Source organism: Mariniflexile litorale (assembly GCF_031128465.2).
Lineage (GTDB): Bacteria > Bacteroidota > Bacteroidia > Flavobacteriales > Flavobacteriaceae > Mariniflexile > Mariniflexile litorale.
In genome coordinates this window covers 4,206,595-4,224,705 of the sequence record NZ_CP155618.1, presented here as the reverse complement: position 1 = coordinate 4,224,705, position 18,111 = coordinate 4,206,595, and the positions used below count along the sequence as shown (strand labels likewise).

Genomic DNA, 18,111 nt, shown 5'->3' with positions numbered 1-18,111 from the left:
AGCTTCAATTTGAAGCTCTTTTTTAGTTATAAATCTTTTCTAAATGTTTTTCGACGTTTATAAACCACAGGATCAAAATGTTTCCATATTTGATGTATGGCATAATTATCTTCTAACTCAGGAGTTCTAAAGCAGGTTTCAATTCCTTTTTCGGTAAACGTATTATAATATTCATTAAAAATAACAGCGTGTACCCCTTTGTTTTGGTAATCGGGATGAATTCCTATTAAATAAAAAATAACATCTTTACTGTGTTTTTTCGCATGCAAAATATGTCGAAATCCAAAAGGGAAAAGTTTTCCATTCATTTTTTGTAAAGCTTTGGCAAAAGCAGGCATTACAATAGCAAAACCAACAAGTTTATCTTCTTTATCGACTACAAACTTAATGTATTCTGGATTTACAAAACTGATGAATTTCTTTTTGAAATATTCTTTTTGAATGTCTGTAATAGCTACAAAAGAAGCTAGTGACGCATAACTTTCATTAAATAAGTCGAACATTTTATCTGCATAAGGCATAACCTCTTCAGTTTTTGTAAATTTCAACGCTTTAAGTTGATAGCGTTTCTTTATAAGTTCTTGTGCCTTTAAAAAGAATTCAGGTTTTACATTTTTAAAAGGAAATTTACTTTCGGAATATGATTTTTCAACAGCATATCCTGCGTGCTCATAATGTTTTATGTAATATGGATGATTGTACCAGGTAATCATAGTAGAGATGGTTTCAAACCCTTCGGTCATAACACCAACCTTATCTAAATTTGAAAATCCAACAGGTCCTTCAGTGTATTTTAAACCATGCGATTTCCCGATGCTTTCAACTTGATTAAATAACGCTTGGGAAACTTCTAAATCATCAATAAAGTCAAACCAGCCAAACCGCATTTTTTTTAGTGTTTGGTCCTTAACTTCCAACCAATTAATAATGGCGGCAACCCGACCTACAATCTCATTGTTTTTATAAGCTAAAAACAATCTAGCTTCAGCATCATTAAATACCGGGTTTTCTTCTTTGTTGAAAGTTTTTATTTCTTCACTAATAATAGGAGGTACCCAGTATTTTGAGTTTTTATATAGTTTGAAAGGGAATTTTACAAAAGCTTTTAAATCACTTTTGGTGTTTACTTCTTTTATTGAAATCATTTATAAGTGGCGTAAATTTTTTAATTAAAATCTTGTTCTTTTCTTTTTTGTTTTTTATTATAATCTTCTATAACATCAGTCGTTCCCTTGGATTTATTTTTTCTAGATTGTCTTTCAGCTTCATCTTTGGCTGAAGTACCATTGTCTGTTTTTTTCTCTTTCTCTTTTTCTTTATCCTTATGAAAATCTAAACGGTAAGACATGCCTAAATTAACACCAAATACAGACGGCGTATTTTTTGTATTGAAAGTTACGGCTGTATCTAATTGAAAATTTTTGCTCCATAAATAACCACCACCTAACCTCAATAAGTTGTCGGCATAAAAATCACTTTTTATACCTTGGGTTTCACCAAATATGACCCATTTAGGATTAAGTGAATGGGTTAAGGTTAATATATATTGAAAATCAGATTGTTCTGTTCCGATTCTATCTTTAATTAAATTCATAACAAATACCCAGCCACCTGAAAAGTTATGTTGTGTTGCAATCATAATTTTAGGACTAAACCCTTCAATATTAGAAGCCGTATAAGGATTGTTTTCTATGTCATAATTAGCACCAGCATAAATAGATACAGCAGGAATTAAAGAACGCCACTTAAAACGATGGTTTGCTTTCCAGCTGTATAAATTTGGTTTTTCGTTTTCTGAATTTTTATAGGGATCGTACACTAAATACTTTGCGCCAACAGTTAAAAATTTAAAATTAGAACGCTTGTCTTCTGATAAAATAGTAGAGGTATTGGTTTTGGTGTCACTCTGGAAAGTGCCTTCAATATTCAGTTCTAATTCTTCCCATAATAAGCCATAACGAACTGCAAAATCGACACCGAAGCCATCAACTTCATAACTGGCAGCAGGGGTTCTTTCTTCTTTTACCATATAAGGACCAACTTCAAACTGGACAACATTGGTACCAACAGAAAAAGCACTTCTAGATACGCCAGGTCGATTGGAATTTATAACATCGGTATATTGTGAAAAGGCTTGTGTGGTTATTAAACTTACTAGAAAAAATAGGGTAGATTTGATTAGATTCATAAGGGTGTTTTTAGTTATCGTAAATTATTTTATTTACTGATGCTTAAAAAATACTAGTTTAAGGCTTTTCAAATATAGATATTTTATACTTTTTTTATCATTTTTGAACGTTTTTTCAGCAGATAGAATTGTATTTTTGTTAAAAATTATTTTTTATGTTACAACAAGCATCTGTAACCGGTTTTATTAGAACAATTTTAATTATTATCCTTATTTATTATGGGTTGAAGGTTCTATCAAGACTGTTTGCGCCTTTATTACTTAAATATATAGCTAAAAAAGCGGAACAAAAGTTTGGGGGACAATTTCAACAAGGACCTCAACAACCACAGCCAAAAAAGAAAGGTGAAGTAACCATTGATAAAATACCAAACACAAAAACTTCAAATAAAGATGTTGGTGAATATGTGGATTACGAAGAAATTGACTAAATTCACATCCATTCTTTTTTAATATATTTTCATGCAGTTTTCAATAAAAAAGCTTCTTCCGCACATTCTAGTCATTCTAGGGTTTGTTATTATTTCATTAGCCTATTTTAATCCAGTTTTACAAGGAAAGCAAATTTTTCAAAGCGATATCATGCAATATATTGGCATGAGTAAGCAGCAAAAAGATTTTAAAGCAGAAACTGGCGAAGAAACTTATTGGACAAATAGTGCCTTTGCGGGTATGCCAACCTATCAATTAGGTGCAAAATATCCACATAATTATATTAAAAAATTAGATTTAACGCTTCGTTTTTTACCACGACCTGCCGATTATTTGTTCCTATATTTATTAGGTTTTTATGTGTTATTATTGGTATTGAAAGTCGATTTTAAATTAGCAACCATTGGTGCACTTGCATTTGGTTTTTCAACCTATTTAATCATAATTTTAGGTGTAGGTCATAACAGTAAAGCACATGCCATAGCCTACATGCCATTAGTTCTAAGCGGTATTTTATTGACTTTTCAAAAGCGTTATGTCGCAGGTTTCTTGCTTACAACTGTAGCAATGGGGCTAGAAATGGTGGCAAACCATTTTCAAATGACTTATTACTTAATGCTATTAGTACTTGTTTTAGGTGTTGCTTATTTAATTGACGCTTATAAAAAGAAAGAATTGCCTCATTTCTTTAAAACCGTTGGTATTTTATTAGTTGCCGTTATTTTATCCATTGCATTAAACGCAACTAACGTATTGGCAACTCAGGAGTATGTTAAAGAAAGTACTCGTGGAAAAAGTGAATTAACAATTAATCCAGATGGTTCGCCAAAAGAAGTTAGTTCTGGGTTAGATAGAGATTATATTACACAATTTAGTTATGGTTTCGCGGAAACATTTAATCTGTTCATCCCTCGATTTATGGGAGGCGGTAACGGTGAAGATGTTGGTAAAGATTCTGCTACTTATGAAGCTTTTAGAAAACTAGGAGCTACTACAACACAAGCAGCGCAAGAAGCAAAACGTGCACCTATGTATTGGGGAGATCAACCTATTGTAGAAGCACCAGCTTATATTGGTGCGGTGGTACTCTTCTTATTTGTTTTTGCATTATTTTTAGTTAAAGGACGTTTAAAATGGTGGCTCGTTGGCGGGTCTATTATGGCATTATTATTATCCTATGGAAAAAATTTAAGTTTTTTAACCGATTTCTTTATTGATTATGTACCTATGTACAATAAATTTAGAGCAGTTACTTCCATACAAGTTATTTTAGAATTGTGTATTCCCGTATTGGCAATTTTTGGCTTGGTAAAATTATTTAATGCATTTGAAAAGAAAGAAGAAAAAGAAAAAGCTTTAAAGTATTCAGCAATAATTACGGGTGGTTTGGCACTTGTTTTCTTGTTATTTAAATTATCTTTATTTGATTTTGTAGGCGTGAATGATGGTTACTATCGTCAGAATTATGGACAAGCATTTGTGGACGCTTTAAAAATGGATAGAAAAACTATTTTCACAAATGATACCATTAGAACTTTAATCTTGGTATTACTTTCGGCGGGTGCTATTTATATGTATTTAAAAAATAAACTCAAAGAAAAATGGGTTATTGTAGCATTTGGTGCTCTTATTTTATTTGATTTGGTTGGAGTAGATAGACGCTATGTAAATAATGATGACTTTGTATCGGCTATTCAAGTTAACAAGCCCTTTGAAGCTACAGAGGTTGATAATCACATTTTAAAAGACACCAGTTATTACCGTGTATTCGATTTGGTTGGAGGTGCAGCAAAACCATCTTATTTTCATAATTCGCTTAATGGTTATAATGCTGCGGAATTAAAACGTTACAGTGAGTTATTCGATTTTTATGTAGAAAAAAATAATATCAACGTGCTTAGTATGCTGAATACTAAGTATCTTATAGCGCAAGATAAAGAAGGGAATTTATTTCCTTATGAAAATGATGAAGCTAACGGACATGCATGGTTTATAAAAGAGCTAATACCTGTTACTTCAGCAAATGAAGAAATAAAAACACTCGATAGCTTAGATAATAAAAACAAAGCGGTTTATAATTCTGAAATTTATAAAAAATTAGAAAATAATTACAAGGTTGATTCTTTAGCTACTATAAAATTGGTGTCGTATAAACCAAATAATTTAAAATATCACTCGGATAATATAAACAGAGGATTTGCTGTCTTTTCTGAAATTTATTATGGTAACGGTTGGAAAACCTTTATTGATGGTAAAGAAACAACGCATATGCGTGTAAATTACACGTTGCGGGGTATGGAAATACCAGCAGGAAAACACACTATTGAATTTAAGTTCGACCCAGATGTGGTAAAAACTGGCAGTCGTATTGCATTAGCAAGTTCTATTTTGTTGGGCTTGTTATTGCTTGGTGGTTTATTCTACGAGTTTAAAATGAAAAAGGAAAGTGCGTAAAAAAGCACTCATAATAACTTATTATTGGCCGCCTGCAGGTGGTCCTGGAGTGCAGCGTTGGTTAAAGTTTGTAAAGTATTTGCCAGATTTTGATATCGAACCTATTATTTATATTCCAGAAAACCCAAATTATCCTTTAATAGATGACAGTTTGAAATCAGAGGTTTCAGATAAACTTACAATTTTAAAGCAGCCTATTAATGAACCTTACAAATTGGCTGGATTATTTTCAAAAAAAACATCAAAAACTATAAGTAAAGGAATTATTTCCGAAAATACCACTCAAAGTTTTATTGAGAAAGTATTACTATTTGTAAGAGGAAATTTTTTTATACCTGATGCGCGTAAAGGTTGGGTAAAACCTTCGGTAGCATTTCTTTTAGAATATATTTCAAAAGAAAATATTGGAACTATTATCACTACAGGACCGCCACATAGTTTACATTTAATTGGTTTGCAGTTAAAAGAACAGCTAGGAGTGAAGTGGATTGCAGATTTTAGAGATCCTTGGACAACCATCGGGTATCACAAACAATTAAGATTAACGGCATCTTCAAAAGCAAAACATAAAACACTTGAAAAACAAGTTTTAACGACTGCAAATCAAATAATTGTTACGAGTTTCACAACAAAAAAGGAGTTTCAGCAAATAACCAATCAACCTATCGAAGTTATTACCAATGGTTATGATAATGAATCGGTTGTGGGATTTGAAATGGATTCAAAATTCACATTAGCACATATTGGATCGTTATTATCAAAACGAAATCCAGAAGTTTTATGGCGTGTTTTAAGTGATTTAATTTCAGAAAACATATCCTTTTCAAAAGACTTTCAACTAAACTTTACAGGTTTTGTGAGTGATGATGTACTTCATTCTATTGAAAAATATGATTTAGGTAATTATGTAAATAACATAGGTTATGTTTCACATAAAGAAGCTATTGTGTTTCAAAAAAAATCACAAATTTTATTGTTAATTGAAATAGATTCAGACGATACGAAATGTATCATTCCAGGGAAATTATTTGAGTACATGGTTTCCTATAGACCTATCATTGCATTAGGTCCAAAAGAATCAGACGTTAAAAAAATCATTAAAGAAACCAATACGGGGAACTATTTCAATTATGGTGATTATGATTTGTTGAAATCAACTATCTTAGAGCATCATAAAGCATATAAAAATAATTCACTGCAAGTACATCCCATAGGCTTGCAAAAATACAGCCGAAAATCGCTAACCGAAGTATTATCGAAATTACTATAAATGGGCATTGTAACATCACAATCGTTTAAAAATACCATTTCCACCTATTTGGGTTTTGGAATTGGAGCCCTTAATACCTTGTTTTTATACACCTATTTTATTTCTGATGTGTATTACGGTTTGGTGGCCTTTATATTGAGTACTGCTAATATTGTGATGCCTTTAATGGCTTTTGGAGCCCATAATACGATTATAAAGTTTTATTCTTCGTTTAGAACAAAAAGATCATTAAACAGCTTTTTAACACTTATGCTGTTTTTACCATTAGCAATGATTATCCCTATTGGGTTAATAGGTTGTTTTACTTATGAAGCTATTGGAGAATTGATATCGCAAAAAAACGAGATTGTTAAAGATTATGTGTGGTATATTTTTGTGTCGGCTGTAGCTATGGCTTATTTTGAGGTGTTTTTTGCTTGGTCTAAAGTACAAATGCAAACTGTTTTTGGGAACTTCATGAAAGAAGTATTTCACAGAGTAGGTGTGATGCTTTTGTTGTTTGCTGTCTATTTTAAATGGCTGGATGTAGAGCAGTTTGTTATTGGTGTTGTTTGGGTTTATATTATTAGAATGATTATCATGAAATTGTACGCCTTTACTATAAAATTTCCAGTAATTAAGTTTTATAGAATTGAAGGATTGAGTGCTATTTTAAAATATGCTTCATTAATTATTATAGCAGGTTCTATTGCTACCATAATTTTAGATATAGATTCTTTTATGTTAGGTATGTATATTCCTATTCAAGAGGTTGCATATTATGGAGTGGCTATTTATATTGCTACGGTTATAGTAGTACCATCACGCTCTATGCAGCAAATTCTTCAACCGTTAACGGCACAATATTTAAATGATAAAAATAAAGTAGCTCTTAAAGATTTGTACATAAGAAGTTCTCAAACCTTATTTATTATTGGTGGATTTATATTTCTTATCATCATAATAAATATAAACACCTTATATCTTTTAATTCCTGAAGAATTTAGTGGTGGACTTGTTGTTGTTTTTTTAGTAAGTATCGCTAAATTATACGATTGTTTAATGGGGTGTAATAATGTAGTATTGTTTAATAGTGACTATTACAGAGTGGTATTGCTTTTTGGTGTAATACTAACTGTTTTGACGGTATTTCTAAATATATTATTTATACCCATGTTTGGAATTAATGGTTCGGCATTTGCTACGTTCTTAGCAGTTTTGGTATATAATTCTATTAAAATTTATTTTGTGAAAATCAAGTTTAATATGATGCCATTTAATACTGATACTGCCAAAGTTTTATTATTGATTGTATTAAGTGTATTGATCTTTTACTTTTGGGAATTTCCTTTTCATCCAATTTTAAATATTGCTTTGAAATCGTTATTAGCAACAGTTATATATATATTGGTCATTTTGAAACTAAATGTTTCTGAAGATATTTCGGGAGTCATCAAAAAGTATTTAAGAATTAAATAGAAAGGTTATAAAACAGAAATCCCAACGATGTTGCTTTGAGGCAAACTTATCGTAGGGATTTCCAAACTAACCAACCAAAATTGTTATGATCGTCTTCTTGATGGAGCTTCCGATCTTGTATTGTTATTACCAGAATTACTTCTTGATTGCGACGCTACTGGTTTACTTTGTGTAGACCTTGTTACAGTTCTTTGAACTGTTGCTCTTGGTTTACTTTGTGTAGTACGTTGCGCCACTTTCGGTGTACTTCTTGTATTTGTATTACTTTTAGTATATGTACGAGTATTAGTGTTGTTTGGTTTTTGAACAACTGTATTTTGTCTTGTACGTTTTACTTCATTCGTTCTTGTCTTATTTTGTATTACTGTTCTATTAACGTTTTCTTTTGTTCTTTTAGTATCATTATTTTGATAATTATTACTTCGAGACACTCTATTGTTATCTGACCTATTATCAATTCTATTTACTGTTTGAGAACTTCTATTATTATCAGAACGTCTAGAATTGTTGTTGTTAGAAGCTTGATATCTAGAAGTTGCTTTTCTGTTTACTTGAGTAACATTTCTAGAACTTCTATTTACAGTAGCATAATCTCTGTTTCTAGAAATAGATTCTCCACGTCTGCTATATACAGCAGTTTTAGGTCTGTAATTATTATAAAATGGTCTTGAGTAAGTATAACGTACAGGATTGTAATGTTGTCTATATGGTCTGTTGTAAACTACACAATAATTGCGTGCAGGAATACTATAATAACGGTGCCAAGGTCTATACACATACTGTCTGTTATATACGTTTATATAACCTGTATAGTGCGAAAACACATTATAATTGTTGTAATGCACATATAAGCCACCTACACGGGTAACATACCCACGGTTATTGTAATTGATATTTACATTACCTACTTGTGTAACACGCCCATAATAGTCGTAATAAATAGGTGTGTTTTCTACTTGGATAATAGCACCATATTCATCGTACTGCACATAGGCATTATAATCATAACCCGAGTTAAAACTGATATTAACATGTGGAGACCCAATAGAGACATTTAAATTAGAATTACCACGTAAAATATTAAAATCAAATTGGCCGTCGGGAAATACTGAAAATTCTATACCATCTTCAATAAAAATGAAAGAGTTACCATAACCTCTGTTATTAATAGTATTTGTATTGTCAGTAATATTTGTGGCTGCACTAACGGTAAACCCTGTAAGGATGATACCAGCTAATAAAAGGATAAGTTTTTTCATAATTGTGAGTATTAATTGTGATACGTTTAGATAATTACAAACAACGTGCCAAAAATGCGAGGTGATGTTTAATGGGTTTAAAATCAGTCAGATAAAATAAAAATCGAATATGAGGTTTAGAGTTTTTAACGTTTATAAATATATAAATCATTAAAAAATATTTGTTAATCTACCAGATAAGAGGTTAAATAAAACATAAAACATTCGGGTCGGTATCTTTTTTAAATATCTTTACAGCATGCAACAAGAGTTAAAGTCTGAACTTACAAAACAAATCATTATTGAAGAGTCTTTTAAGTTGTTTTATGAACATGGGTTTAAAACAACGAGCATTGATAAAATAATGACAGCCACTAAACTTACCAAAGGCGCTTTTTACCATCATTATAAAAGTAAAAAGGAATTAGGTTTGGAAGTTATTGGTATAAAATTGCAAAAAAGAGTTTATCAAGCCATGATAAAACCTTTAAGTAGTGATGGAGATGCATTTAAAATATTAGAAAACACTTTTTTAGACCGTTTAAAGTCGCTCCCATTATTTGATAAACAACATGGATGCCCCATAAACAACTTTATTAATGAAATCGGTGATTTTGAAGCAGCCTATCAAACCGCTTTAAAAAATATTATAGAGCAATGGAAATTGGCATTAGTAGAATTGATTGAAAGGGGACAAAAGGAAAACTCAATTAATAAAAGTATTTCTAGTCACGCAGTGGCCGTATATTTAATTAGTGCATTTGAAGGTATTCGTGGCATAAGAAAATTATATAATAACGATTTGATTCTTGATGAATACATTTCGGGGCTATCACTTTACTTAAAACACTTAAAAAGCATTAAATAATTCTCTAAAATTAATATCATGAAATTAGAAAATAAAGTAATCATTGTAACAGGTGCATCAAGAGGCATTGGCAAAGAAATTGCATTGCTTTTAGCTGAAAACGGAGCAAAAGTAATTATCAACCATTCCAACAGTAAAGAAGAAGCGCAAGCTACTGCAGATACCATAATAAAGAATGGAGGAGAGGCCCTAGTGGTAAAAGCCGATGTAAGCCAAAGAAATGAAGTAACACAATTGTTTGATAAAGCTATTGAAGTTTATGGAAAAATAGATGTTTTGGTAAATAATGCAGGTATTATGGTTTGTAAAAAAATAAAAGACAATACTCAAGAAGATTTCAGCAGGCAATTTGATGTGAATGTTAGAGGAATTTTTAATACCTTACAAGAAGCCGATAGCAAATTAGCTGATAATGGGAATATCATCAATTTCTCATCGAGTACGGTAAAATTGATGTTTCCAACCTATGCGTTATATTCAGCTTCAAAAGCAGCGGTTGAACAAATGACACGTGTGTTTTCAAAGGAAATTGGTAGAGGTATTTCAGTAAATGCGCTTGCGCCTGGTGCTACAGAAACCGAATTGTTTTTAACAGGAAAATCAAAAGAAACCATTGATAGACTTAGTGCCATGAATGCTTTTAATAGATTGGCAAAACCCATTGATATAGCACGTGTAGTGCTGTTTTTAGCTAGTGATGATTCTAAATGGATTTCGGGACAAGTAATAGGGGCAAATGGAGCCTTGGTGTAATATTAAAATCTAAAAATTATATAAAATGAAATTTTCTCTATTAACAACTATTGTTTTAAGTGTGTTCCTTATGTCTTGTAAGGATAAAAAGCAACCTGACGTGGTTCAAGAAAAGACGTCTACTTTTGAAAATAAGGGACATGAACTGGTTAGTAACATGGTAGAAAAAGTAGGTAATTACCATACGCTGCTTAAAAAAAAGAATGTGGTATATACCTATACATACCAAACTCCTGATGGTAAAGCCGATGTATCGACAGAAAAATACCTGTTTAATGGTGAACTATCTTATGGGGCTTACCAGAAACATGAACGGACTTTCCCAGACCTTGAAGGACTCATGGAGCAAGGTTATGATGGGAGTAATTATTGGCTCAAGCATAATGGAGAAATTGTAAATGATTCCATTCGATTGAAAAGAGTCGCTTTCAATAGACCCACTAATTTTTATTGGTTCACTATGTTTCAAAAATTATTGGATCCGGGTTTAAACTATGAATATATTGGTGAAAAAGCAGTAAATAATACGACTTATAATGTTGTTAAAATCACCTTTCAGTCAAACGATGAAAAGCCTACAGATACTTATCAACTTTATATAAATAAAAATACTTTATTAGTTGACCAATTTCTTTTTACTGTAGCCGATTTTGGAGTAATGGAAACACCTTTCTTAATGAAACTTCAATACGAGGAAATTGATGGTATGTCAATTCCAACAAAACGACAATACAAAAAATCTACTTGGAATGCCGATGTAAGCGAAGAACCTTGGATACATGTAACTTGGTCTAATATTAAATTCAATAATGGATTAACTCAAGATGATTTTAAAAAATAAATAACATCTCTTTTTTGTGTTTTTTAAGTTCTGTAAAAAGTTTATATCCCGTAAAATTAAAAACCATAATATTTATTCTATTTTTGACACAGAATTTAAAAATGATGAAAATAATTTCAATGATACCAGCACGTTATAGTGCATCCCGCTTTCCTGGAAAACTAATGCAAGACCTTAGCGGAAAAACGGTTATTCTTCGTACTTACGAAGCTACCGTAAACACCAATTTGTTTGATGATGTTTTAGTGGTTACCGATAGTGATATTATTTATAATGAAATTATAAGTAATGGCGGAAAAGCCATGATGAGTAAAAAAGAACATGAATGTGGTAGTGATAGAATAGCCGAAGCTGTTGAGTTTTTAGATATTGATATTGTGATTAATGTACAAGGTGATGAACCTTTCACTGATAAAGAATCTTTGGAAAAACTAATTGCCGTATTTAAAGATGATCATAATAAAAACATTGATTTAGCATCATTAATGGTACATATTACGGACGAAGATGAGATAAACAACCCTAATACGGTAAAGGTAATTGTAGACCAATCAAAATTTGCGTTGTATTTTTCCAGAAGTCCCATCCCGTATCCAAGAGATAAAAATGCAGGCGTTAAATATTATAAACATAAAGGAGTGTATGCTTTTAGAAAGGAAGCTATTTTGGATTTTTACCGATTGCCCATGCTGCCTTTAGAAGCTTCAGAAAAAATTGAGTGCATTCGTTACTTAGAATATGGTAAACGCATTAAAATGGTAGAAACGACCACAGAAGGTGTTGAAATTGATACTCCAGAAGATTTAGAACGCGCTAAAAAAGCATGGAAATAAATTATAAAAACATAAAAGTTATAGGTTTTGATGCCGATGATACGCTTTGGGTAAATGAAACCTATTTTCGTGATGCCGAAGTTGAATTTGGTAAATTATTATCGGAATATGAAACCTTAAACAAATTAGATCAAGAGCTTTTTAAAAAAGAAATTGACAATTTACCTATGTACGGTTATGGTGTGAAAGCCTTTACATTATCAATGGTAGAAAGTGCTTTAGAACAATCCAATTATAATATTTCAACGAAAAGTATTGAAGCTATTTTAAATATTGGTAAAGATATGCTTAATAAACCAGTGGAACTGCTGGAGGGCGTTGAAGAAGTTTTAGAGAATTTATCAAAAAAATACCGCATCATTTTAGCTACTAAAGGTGATTTGTTAGACCAGGAACGCAAACTTGAAAAATCGGGATTGACAAAATATTTTCATCATATTGAAGTTTTGAGTGATAAGCAAGAAGCAAATTATTCTAAATTATTAAATCACCTCGACATAAAACCATCAGAGTTTTTAATGATTGGTAATTCGTTAAAATCGGATGTTTTGCCTTTAGTGAACATTAAAGCGAACGCAATACATGTTCCTTTTCACACCACTTGGGCGCATGAACAGGTTACAGAACAAGAGACTAATGGCAAAGCTTATAAAACTATAAAAAGTTTAAGAGAATTATTGAATTTATTAAATTAATAACTTATTAAATTAAAATATTAGTATTTTTACTTTTGAAAAAGAAAAAATATTAAATGAGTTATAAAAACTTTCCAATGGTGTCAAAAGTTGTTTTTGGCAGAGGTAGTTTCAACCAATTAAATGAAATTTTAGCTCCAAAACGCTTAAGTATGAATGCTCCATTTATTTATTTAATAGATGATGTGTTTAAAAATAATCAATGGTTAACATCACGAATTCCGTTAGCCTACGACGATAAAATAGTATTTATTTCGACTAAGGAAGAACCAAAAACATCACAAGTAGACGAATTGGTTGAAGGCATTATTTTAACTACAAAAGAATTGCCTTCAGGTATTATTGGGATAGGTGGAGGATCTGTTTTAGATTTAGCCAAAGCCGTATCAATTATGCTTACAAATGAAGGGGAAGCTAAAGATTATCAAGGCTGGGATTTAGTAAAAAATGCCGCTGTATACCATGTTGGTATTCCAACTATATCGGGTACAGGTGCTGAAGTATCTAGAACGACGGTTTTGCTAGGACCAGACAAAAAATTAGGTATCAATTCTGATTTCACACCTTTTGATCAAGTTATTTTAGACTCCGAACTTACAAAAGGCGTACCAACAGATCAATGGTTTTACACAGGTATGGATTGTTATATTCATTGCATAGAATCTTTAAAAGGTACGTACTTAAACACTTTTAGTGAAACCTATGGTACAATGGCTTTAGAGTTGTGTAAAGAAATATTCTTAGACAATAATTTAACAGCTATTGAATCGGAAGAAAAACTTATGATGGCCTCATGGCATGGAGGTATGAGTATTGCCTATTCCCAGGTGGGGGTAGCACATGCTATGAGTTATCCATTAGCCTATTTATTAGGCATCAAACATGGCGTTGGAAACTGTATTGTTTTTGATCATTTAGAAGAGTTTTATCCAGAAGGTGTTAAGCTTTTTAAAACCATGAAAAAAAAGCACAATATCACAATCCCACAAGGTATTTGTGCCGATTTAAGCGATGAAGATTTTGATAAAATGATAAATATAGCATTAAACTTAGTACCTCTTTGGGAAAATGCTTTAGGTAAAAATTGGAAACAAATAATAACACCAAAAAAGTTAAAAGAACTTTATCAAAAAATGTAATATGCAATGGTTGGCCAAACTTATTTATTTTAAAGTTTTAGGATGGAAAGTTGTTGGCAATACCAGTATATCTAAAAATTCTATTAAAAAAGCTATTATTATAGCATCACCACATACCAGTTGGCATGACTTTTATATGGGTGTTTTATTACGATCGGTATTACAAGTTAAAACAAATTTTGTTGGTAAAAAAGAACTTTTCATATTCCCTTTTGGGTGGTTTTTTAAAGCATTAGGAGGGGCACCCATTAACAGGAGCTCTAATGAAAATAAAGTGGATGCTATTGCTAAACTCTTTAATGAAAAGGAAGAGTTTAGAATGACTATGGCGCCAGAAGGGACTAGAAAAAAAGTAAAAGAATGGCGCACGGGTTTTTACTACATAGCAAAAAAAGCAAAGGTTCCTATCATTATGTTTACGCTCGATTTTGAAAACAAACAAAATAAAATTTCAGAGCCTTTTTACCCAACGAATGATATTAAAGCAGATTTTGAATTTATGCATCGTTTTTTTAGAGACGTAAAAGGGAAAATACCTAAATATTCATAATATGGCACAGAAATTGAATTATATTTACCGTGTTAGAAAATGAAACATAAAGTAAACAATTTTTTGTTCCTAAAAAGAAACATTACTAGCTCACAAAAACAAAGAGGCTGTCTGAAAAGACAGTCTTTTTTTTGCAATTTTTTGAAGAAATACTTAACTTTAATAATGAGCAAAAAAGTCATTTTTAAGACTTATGATCAAGGTCAGTTAAGTCTATTACCATCAAGTTATGATGATTTAGTTCCAATTAATCATCCCGCTCGTATTGTAAATACGATTATAGATCATTTAAATACCAGTGCTTTAGAAGATAGTTACAAAGGAGGTGGCACAAAAGAAAACAACCTTGCTGTGAGGTTGGAAGCTGTTTTTGGAAATATTAAGCAAAAAAAGAACTTTAAACGCTTTATGTTAAGGGGCATCGATAAAGTAAATGTAAATGTAGAAATAGGCTTAATTGCAATGGCACACAACCTTAAAAGTATAGTCTAGCTATATAAGATAACTTTGCCGTTTTGTGTTTATGCTATTTAAAACTGTTCTTTCAATAATTTAATAGAAAATCTAAATTTGAGTAAAAAAAAATCGTCTAAAATTACTTTTTAGACGACCTCTTTATTTATAAACCTTTTATTTATTTTGCCACTGCTCTATAATCGTTTGTGATTGTTCCATGATGGCATCCCACCCAACTGTAGATATTGTGTAAATAGTTTTTACTAGATATAAAATATTTATAATTAGAATTACCAAAGCAATAATTTTAGCTGTGTTCATTGATTTTACACTTGCAGGATCATAATTTTCTGGGTTCGCTTTAACAGCATTCAATTTACTGTTTGCCATTATAAAAGCAATTCCCGCAAGAATAAATCCAAGGCCGCCAAAGCAGCAGCATAATAAACCTAAAATAGCTAAAACATAAACGATAGTAGGATTGAGTTTTTGTATTTCCATATTAATTTTGATTAGTTAATTTTCTTAATTATAAAACTAACAATAATTATAATAACAGAAGCTATTGCTAGTGTATTAATAATTTTATTAGAATATTTAAACTTGAAAAATAAGGAGGCTGTGGTGAACACAACCAATGGGATAAGTGCGTAAATAGCAGGGTACATATTAAATGCTGCCGTAAAATCACCTTGAATTATTAAGAGAAAAGACCGTTGTAAACCACAGCCCATACATTCAAAACCAAATAGTTTTTTGTTTAAGCAAGGTAGCATATAGTCTTCCATACATTAAAATAATAGAGATTATATGCTAAAATACTAAAAAGCGATTTAAAAAATAAAACAAGAAATTCAATTATTTTTATTTATTACTAATCACTACTTTTTTGCTAAAAACTTGTTTATTTAAAGATTCAATTTTAACAATATAAACACCATCACTAAGCGATTTTGTAGAGTATTTATATTCGTTTTTTGCCGAATTGATAAGGTCTACTAAAACTTGTTTTCCAGAAACATCAAAAACTTTAATAGAAGTGATTGATAAGCTGTTGGGGTTTAAAAGTTTCAATTGTGAGATATTGTTATTTTGAAATACATTAAAATCAGTAAATGTATTATCAGCAACATCTAACGTGTTCTTTGCAAATGTAATTTCAAAACGGTTGTTGTGTGTTCCTTTATCTAAGGTTACTTCAAAAGCACCATTTTTAACATCGGTATACGTGTTATTTAGATTATCAAAAAGAAAAACATTTACATCATTTGGAACATTGTTTAGTTTATGAATTTTAATGCTAAATAAAGTACTGTTTTTTGAAGCTTTAAAACCTATGGGTAATCTTGTGGCTTCACTATAATTAATAGACTTAATAGCCAATTTTTTATCACTTGAAATTAAATAAGCATCAGAACTTAACTCATTTATACTTGTGGCATCATAAAAACGATTATAGGTATCATTATTTGGGGTGCTTTCTCTAAATGCTATAACATTTTCTTTGTAAAATGTGTTGTCAATACGTGTATGGAGTCGTATTTCAGGGACAATAGTTGGGTTTTTAAAAAGGGCATCATAGTCTACACCATTTTGAGACATAGCAATAACCGCTTTTTTTGAGTTATTTGTTTTAGACGTTTTTGAGTTTCCATTTCTAGCAAAAATAGAGCCATCGCCACCAGGGGTTGAATCTTCAGCTAAGTATACTCGCATGGAATTCTCAAAAAAGGCATTTCCACCATTAACATTGCTCATTATTACAAATCCTTGACCAACGGCAGCAAACCTTCTTGAGTTATTAGCACTAAAATCAGTAGTGTTTCCTGAAGTATCACCAATAGTCCCCCCGTCACTATTGTAGTTTTCGAAAGTGGCATTTGTATATGTTCCGTTGTCTAATAGGTCACCGAGATTGCCAGGTGCATACGTACCATAGCCACCTTCATAATCTACTAAATAATGGGAATTGTTTTGTTTTTGTTCCCAGAAAAATATTTGAGGCATTAAATCGGCTTGATTATTTGGAGAGTTAACAAAAAATAATTTTAAATCTAAAGCTGAAGGGTAAGGATTCCCTGTTAAAGTTTCGGCATAATTGGGTGTCCCTGAATTTGGTTGATTATCAACACCATCAAAAGAGCAGCTAACCTCTATAGTACCATTATTAGGCCTGCCTCTAAAATCTAAAACATTATTTGTATTTGGGCTTCCTTTTAATGTATAGCCATAGCCTGTACCAGCATTTCCTGTATTTAAAATTTGATTCCAACTATTGTATCCTTCACCATCTCTTAGGGTGTACATCCAATAATTAGAGAGTGCTGTAGCTGTTCCGTTGTATGCTGAGGTATATAAATAAGCCGTTGAGTTTACATTGGAAATATCTGCATCATCTACAGGATCATGAATATTAGAACCATTAAAAGGAACGTTGGCCTTTGCTGTTCCTTCTACACTAACCCCTACTGGAGAACACCAATAGTTATACTCATATATGTTGGTTGTTTGATTTTGATATATGGAGAGTTTACCTGCATCAGAGTTTTTTATATCTGCCACTTGGTAAAGTTGTGCATCACCTCTAAAATATAAGTTAGAAGTTGGTGTGTCTAATCGAATGTCATTAGTAACAGTTACTACAACATCTTTAGCGTACAAATAAGTATCATTACCTACAAATAGATCTTGAGAAAAGCCATTGCTTTTAAATAACAAGAACACAACCAACCATACAAGAGGTTTGAAGGTGCTTTTAAGTTCTCTGCCAGTTAAAGACAAATTTTTGTTTTTGTGCTTCATAAGTATAAGAGCAAAAGTTAGTTTACACCAAATATAATAATTTTTACATTAAAAACAACTCTTTTGTTTGTTTAATCGACGTAAAGTGTCTTTAATCGAGTGATATGGATAATATGTAAGAATATAAATAGATT

General features: G+C 31.3%; 18 protein-coding genes. 12 read left to right on the top strand and 6 right to left on the bottom strand.

Annotation, left to right across the window (positions count from 1 at the left end; genetic code table 11):
- Positions 1-26: 26 nt before the first annotated feature.
- Positions 27-1,145 carry a GTP cyclohydrolase gene (locus QLS71_RS17900; RefSeq protein WP_308993568.1) on the bottom strand — a complete coding sequence of 373 codons (1,119 nt, stop codon included), beginning with the start codon at positions 1,143-1,145 and terminating at the stop codon, positions 27-29.
- 20 nt (positions 1,146-1,165) lie between these two features.
- On the bottom strand, positions 1,166-2,188 hold the full coding sequence (locus tag QLS71_RS17895; protein WP_308993567.1) for a transporter: 1,023 nt from the start codon (positions 2,186-2,188) through the stop codon (positions 1,166-1,168).
- A 155-nt stretch (positions 2,189-2,343) separates the two neighbouring features.
- Here QLS71_RS17895 and QLS71_RS17890 point away from each other — a divergent pair, with 155 nt between their 5' ends.
- The 4 genes from QLS71_RS17890 to QLS71_RS17875 are packed head-to-tail and all read left to right on the top strand — an operon-like array spanning position 2,344 to position 7,802.
- Complete coding sequence (locus tag QLS71_RS17890) at positions 2,344-2,619, top strand: DUF4834 family protein (protein WP_308993566.1); 276 nt, start codon at positions 2,344-2,346, stop codon at positions 2,617-2,619.
- A 31-nt stretch (positions 2,620-2,650) separates the two neighbouring features.
- Complete coding sequence (locus QLS71_RS17885; RefSeq protein ID WP_308993565.1) at positions 2,651-5,074, top strand: YfhO family protein; 2,424 nt, start codon at positions 2,651-2,653, stop codon at positions 5,072-5,074.
- A complete protein-coding gene (locus QLS71_RS17880) occupies positions 5,067-6,344 on the top strand; it encodes a glycosyl transferase family 1 (protein ID WP_308993564.1) in 1,278 nt (425 codons plus the stop codon). The genes QLS71_RS17885 and QLS71_RS17880 overlap by 8 nt, the downstream gene beginning before the upstream one ends.
- Positions 6,345-7,802, top strand: a complete 1,458-nt coding sequence (locus tag QLS71_RS17875; protein WP_308993563.1) for an oligosaccharide flippase family protein — start codon at positions 6,345-6,347, stop codon at positions 7,800-7,802.
- 83 nt (positions 7,803-7,885) lie between these two features.
- Here QLS71_RS17875 and QLS71_RS17870 read toward each other — a convergent pair whose 3' ends face one another.
- Complete coding sequence (locus QLS71_RS17870) at positions 7,886-9,061, bottom strand: hypothetical protein (protein ID WP_308993562.1); 1,176 nt, start codon at positions 9,059-9,061, stop codon at positions 7,886-7,888.
- A gap of 238 nt (positions 9,062-9,299) precedes the next feature.
- Here QLS71_RS17870 and QLS71_RS17865 point away from each other — a divergent pair, with 238 nt between their 5' ends.
- The 8 genes from QLS71_RS17865 (at position 9,300) to QLS71_RS17830 (ending at position 15,211) form a co-directional block, all read left to right on the top strand.
- Positions 9,300-9,908: a TetR/AcrR family transcriptional regulator gene (locus QLS71_RS17865; protein WP_308993561.1), complete on the top strand. Its 609-nt coding sequence runs from the start codon at positions 9,300-9,302 to the stop codon at positions 9,906-9,908.
- Positions 9,909-9,926: 18 nt separating this feature from the next.
- Positions 9,927-10,661: an SDR family oxidoreductase gene (locus tag QLS71_RS17860; protein WP_308993560.1), complete on the top strand. Its 735-nt coding sequence runs from the start codon at positions 9,927-9,929 to the stop codon at positions 10,659-10,661.
- 25 nt (positions 10,662-10,686) lie between these two features.
- Positions 10,687-11,502 (top strand): DUF6503 family protein, encoded by an 816-nt coding sequence (locus QLS71_RS17855; protein ID WP_308993559.1) that lies wholly within the window; start codon positions 10,687-10,689, stop codon positions 11,500-11,502.
- A gap of 104 nt (positions 11,503-11,606) precedes the next feature.
- On the top strand, positions 11,607-12,335 hold the full coding sequence (kdsB, locus tag QLS71_RS17850; protein ID WP_308993627.1) for a 3-deoxy-manno-octulosonate cytidylyltransferase: 729 nt from the start codon (positions 11,607-11,609) through the stop codon (positions 12,333-12,335).
- Positions 12,326-13,030 carry an HAD family hydrolase gene (locus QLS71_RS17845; RefSeq protein ID WP_308993558.1) on the top strand — a complete coding sequence of 235 codons (705 nt, stop codon included), beginning with the start codon at positions 12,326-12,328 and terminating at the stop codon, positions 13,028-13,030. The genes kdsB and QLS71_RS17845 overlap by 10 nt, the downstream gene beginning before the upstream one ends.
- A 56-nt stretch (positions 13,031-13,086) precedes the next feature.
- Positions 13,087-14,169 (top strand): iron-containing alcohol dehydrogenase family protein, encoded by a 1,083-nt coding sequence (locus QLS71_RS17840; RefSeq protein ID WP_308993557.1) that lies wholly within the window; start codon positions 13,087-13,089, stop codon positions 14,167-14,169.
- Between the two features lies 1 nt (position 14,170).
- The gene (locus tag QLS71_RS17835) at positions 14,171-14,719 is read left to right on the top strand and encodes a 1-acyl-sn-glycerol-3-phosphate acyltransferase (protein WP_308993556.1); all 549 of its coding nucleotides are present in this window, start codon (positions 14,171-14,173) and stop codon (positions 14,717-14,719) included.
- 165 nt (positions 14,720-14,884) lie between these two features.
- Positions 14,885-15,211, top strand: a complete 327-nt coding sequence (locus QLS71_RS17830; protein WP_308993555.1) for a transposase — start codon at positions 14,885-14,887, stop codon at positions 15,209-15,211.
- A gap of 138 nt (positions 15,212-15,349) precedes the next feature.
- Here QLS71_RS17830 and QLS71_RS17825 read toward each other — a convergent pair whose 3' ends face one another.
- From QLS71_RS17825 to QLS71_RS17815, 3 genes are all read right to left on the bottom strand, one after another.
- Positions 15,350-15,676, bottom strand: a complete 327-nt coding sequence (locus QLS71_RS17825) for a CCC motif membrane protein (protein ID WP_308993554.1) — start codon at positions 15,674-15,676, stop codon at positions 15,350-15,352.
- An 11-nt stretch (positions 15,677-15,687) separates the two neighbouring features.
- Positions 15,688-15,951: a DUF2752 domain-containing protein gene (locus tag QLS71_RS17820; RefSeq protein WP_308993626.1), complete on the bottom strand. Its 264-nt coding sequence runs from the start codon at positions 15,949-15,951 to the stop codon at positions 15,688-15,690.
- 88 nt (positions 15,952-16,039) lie between these two features.
- The gene (locus tag QLS71_RS17815; protein ID WP_308993553.1) at positions 16,040-17,977 is read right to left on the bottom strand and encodes a T9SS type A sorting domain-containing protein; all 1,938 of its coding nucleotides are present in this window, start codon (positions 17,975-17,977) and stop codon (positions 16,040-16,042) included.
- Positions 17,978-18,111: the final 134 nt, after the last annotated feature.